Here is a 3,703-nt window from a genome sequence, read left to right as displayed (position 1 = left end):
ATTAATAAATAACATTTAGCAATTAAATATAGTCTAGTAATATGTTTAAGTTTTTTATTAATTTCATATATTAGATTTGATAAATATTATAATTATTGTATTATAATATTTATAGAATAGTTTTAATTTCGAAGGGAGTTTTTAATATGAAGAATGATGAAATTTTAAGGGCCTTAAATTATAGGTATGCCTGTAAATCTTTTGATTCAAACAAAAAAATAAATGATGAAGATTTAAAATTAATTTTAGAAAGCGGTAGATTATCTCCAAGTTCAATAGGAATAGAACCTTGGGAGTTCCTAGTAATAAGTAATGATGAACTTAAAAATGAACTAGCAAATTTTGCACCTGGAGGAAAGAAACAAATACCAACTTGTAGCCATTTAGTAATATTACTAAACAGAAATGCAAATGATTTAAAAGCAGATTCTGAATATTTAAATGAATTATTTAATGAAGATAAACATTTACCAAAAGAAGTTTCTGAACTATTATTAAAGATGATAAAGGATGTAAATGATAATAGATTTAAGAATGATGAAAAAGAAATAAACCATTATTCAAGAGAACAAACATATATTGCACTTGGTACAATGTTAACTACTTCATCATTACTTAAAGTCGACTCTTGTGTTATAGGTGGATACAATGCAGAGGCTGTTACTAAGCTATTAAGTGATAGAAATATTTTAGATACAAATCACTTTAATATATCATGTATGTTAGCTTTAGGATATAGAAATGAAAATCCTGCACCTAAAACAAGAAGAACTTTTGAAGAGGTAGTAAAATTTATTAAATAATTAATTATTTAAATCATAATAAATGCTAGTAGATATCTTTAGTTCTACTAGCATTTATATATTAAAGATTTATTTCTATAGCATTATTTTCTAAGTTAACTTTTTTACCATTTAAGGTTATATTTTTATTTGTTTTTAAGTTATTTATTATAAATTTAACTTTAGAATATTTATTAATATAATCATTTTTATTTATTATGAATTTTATATCAATATTTTCTTTATTAGATATTGTTATTTCATATTCATTATATATTCCATTTCTGTAATTGAAGCTTTCTCCATCATCATTATAATGTACATATTTAAATTCACTATCATTTTCACTTAAATATATATTTAAAATCAATTCATCATTAGATTTTTCACCAATGTAATTTTGCTCTATGCTCATTGGAATAATTGATGCTTCTTTTACAAATATAGGACAAGTATCTAAAGGAGCTTCTTTTATAATATATTGACCTCCATTATGATTTTCACCAGTCCAAAAATCTATCCATTTAGTTCCCTTTGGTAAGTATACAAGCTTTTGTTTCATACCTTGTTCAACTACAGGTGAAACTAAAATACTATCTCCACAAAGGAATTCATCATTTATTTCATAGGTGTTTTTGTCATTTTGATAGTTAAATAAAAGAGGTCTGATAATTGGTGCTCCAGTATTTTCACACTCTTTCATTAAATCATATAAATATGGAATTAATTTATAACGTAACTTAATATATTTTTTGTTTATTTCTTCTGTTTCCTTATCAAATGTCCAAGGTTCCTGATCCCTAGTTCCCATTGCAGAGTGATTTCTAAATAGTGGTGTAAATGCTCCAACTTGTACCCATCTGCTTAATAATTCACCAGTACAATCGTGTCCAAAACCTCCAACATCTGTTCCACAAAAACTAACTCCACTTAAACCTAAAGTCATAAGCATTGGAATTGACATTCTTAAGTGTTCCCATGTACTTTGATTATCTCCAGTCCAAACAGTTGAGTATTTTTGAGTACCTGCATAACATGCTCTTGTAATTACAAAAGGTCTCTTATTAGTATATTCTTTTATTCCTTCATAAGTAGCTTTACTCATCATATGTCCATATATATTATGAATTTCTTTGTGAGTAACCTCTAACCCATTATCATTAAACATAACATCATCTGGCAAAGGTCCATTAAAGCTTGCTGGTTCATTCATATCATTCCATATTCCTGAGACACCTGAATCAATCATAATTTTTTGATTTTCTGCCCACCACTGTCTTACCTTAGGATTCATAAAATCTGGATAAACTGAATCCCCTGGCCAAACTCTATTTTTATATACTATTCCATCTTTATCCTTTGCAAAGTAGTCATTTTTAATTCCTTCAGCGTATATACTATATTCTTTATCTATTTTAACACCAGGATCTATAATTGTAACAAGCTTAAATCCCATATTCTTAAGTTCATCAGTAAATTCCCTTGGATTTTCAAACTTTTTATTATCCCAAGTAAACACTCTAAAATCATCCATATAATCTATATCTAAATATAATGTATCACAAGGAATTCCTCTTTCTCTAAATGATTTTGCTATTTCCATAACTCTTTCTTTTGGAGCATAAGACCATCTGCATTGTTGATATCCTAGTGTCCATAATTGAGGAAGAGGTGTTTTTCCAGTAAGATTTGTATATTCATTTACTACATCTTTTACTTCTGGACCATATATGAAGTAATAATCTAAATTGCCTCCAACAGCACTAAAATAATAATATTCTGAATTTTCTTTTCCCATATCAAAATGACTTTCAAAATGATTATCAAAAAATATTCCAAATGCCTCTTCATCTTTTATTGATATTAAAAATGGTATTGATTTATATAATTGTTCAAATGTTTCACCATGAGGACTTGGATCATCTGTATTCCAGTTTCTATAATGATATCCTTTTTTATTTAAAGAACCTGTTCTTTCTCCTAGTCCATAAAAATACATATTATCTTCCATTGTTTTTGCTACATAAACTTTAAAATTTTGATGACCATTTAAAACATGTCCTTCTTCTGCTGCAAGTTCAGTACCATTTCCTCTTCTTTTAAAAGGATGTCTAATACTTCTATAGTCTCTACATAAAACCTTTTCATTTTTATCATAAATATCAATTTTAAAATCATCATTAATAACAATCTTAAGCTTTTCTGTTGCTATGTTTAAAGTGTTTTCATTTTTTTCTACTGAAAAATTAGAATTTCTTAAATTTAAATTTTCAACTGCCTTTGAATTTCTTTCTTTTCTATGAAGTGGAACAAAAAAATTAATAACTTCATCATTAATAACTGTTATAGTAGCTTCAATTTTTTCATATTGTATTTTGATTTCTTTATCATTTACTTCATAGCTTAGTAACTTACCAAACATTAAATTCCCTCCATTCCTAATAGCTATATTTTTTATATCTACAAATTTATTATAAAATAAAAATGTCTCTAATTCTTGTATTATAACATCAAAAAATATAACAAAATTGCTATTTTATATAAACTTTACTATATATACTAAACACTTGATTATAAAAATGTCTTAAGGATTTATATTTCCTTAAGACACTTTAAAGATTTATTTCAATAAATCTTTAGAAACTTCTTTTATATTTTTATTTATTTTAATTAACTTTTTGTTGTTATTTATGTTATCTAACTTTTTTCCATATCTAGTATATAAATAATCAATATAGTTTAAATTATCGTTTATAGCGGAACAAAATATAAATATCATTAAAGGCGTTAATTTAGGGACTTTCCATAATAAAACTAACCTACTTTAATTTAACTTAGATACTAATATTACGTTACTAAACTTACGTTATAAATAGTTATAGCTATAACGAAAGTTAATTTACGTTGAGTATTTTTGTTAG

The 3,703-nt window shown here is 25.5% G+C and carries 2 protein-coding genes; one reads left to right on the top strand and one right to left on the bottom strand.

The features are described from left to right. The first annotated feature begins 146 nt into the window (after positions 1-146). The gene (locus A500_RS11010; RefSeq protein WP_016207663.1) at positions 147-803 is read left to right on the top strand and encodes an NAD(P)H-dependent oxidoreductase; all 657 of its coding nucleotides are present in this window, start codon (positions 147-149) and stop codon (positions 801-803) included. Positions 804-864: 61 nt separating this feature from the next. On the opposite strand, the gene A500_RS11005 is transcribed toward A500_RS11010, so the two are convergent. Next, entirely contained in the window at positions 865-3,204 is a 2,340-nt protein-coding gene (locus A500_RS11005; protein ID WP_016207662.1) for a glycoside hydrolase family 31 protein, read from the bottom strand. Between the last annotated feature and the right edge of the window lie 499 nt (positions 3,205-3,703).

Source organism: Clostridium sartagoforme AAU1, assembly GCF_000401215.1.
In the GTDB taxonomy this organism is placed as follows: domain Bacteria; phylum Bacillota; class Clostridia; order Clostridiales; family Clostridiaceae; genus Clostridium; species Clostridium sartagoforme.
The sequence above is the reverse complement of the archived record's forward strand: the minus strand, read 5'-3'. Positions and strand labels throughout refer to the sequence as shown.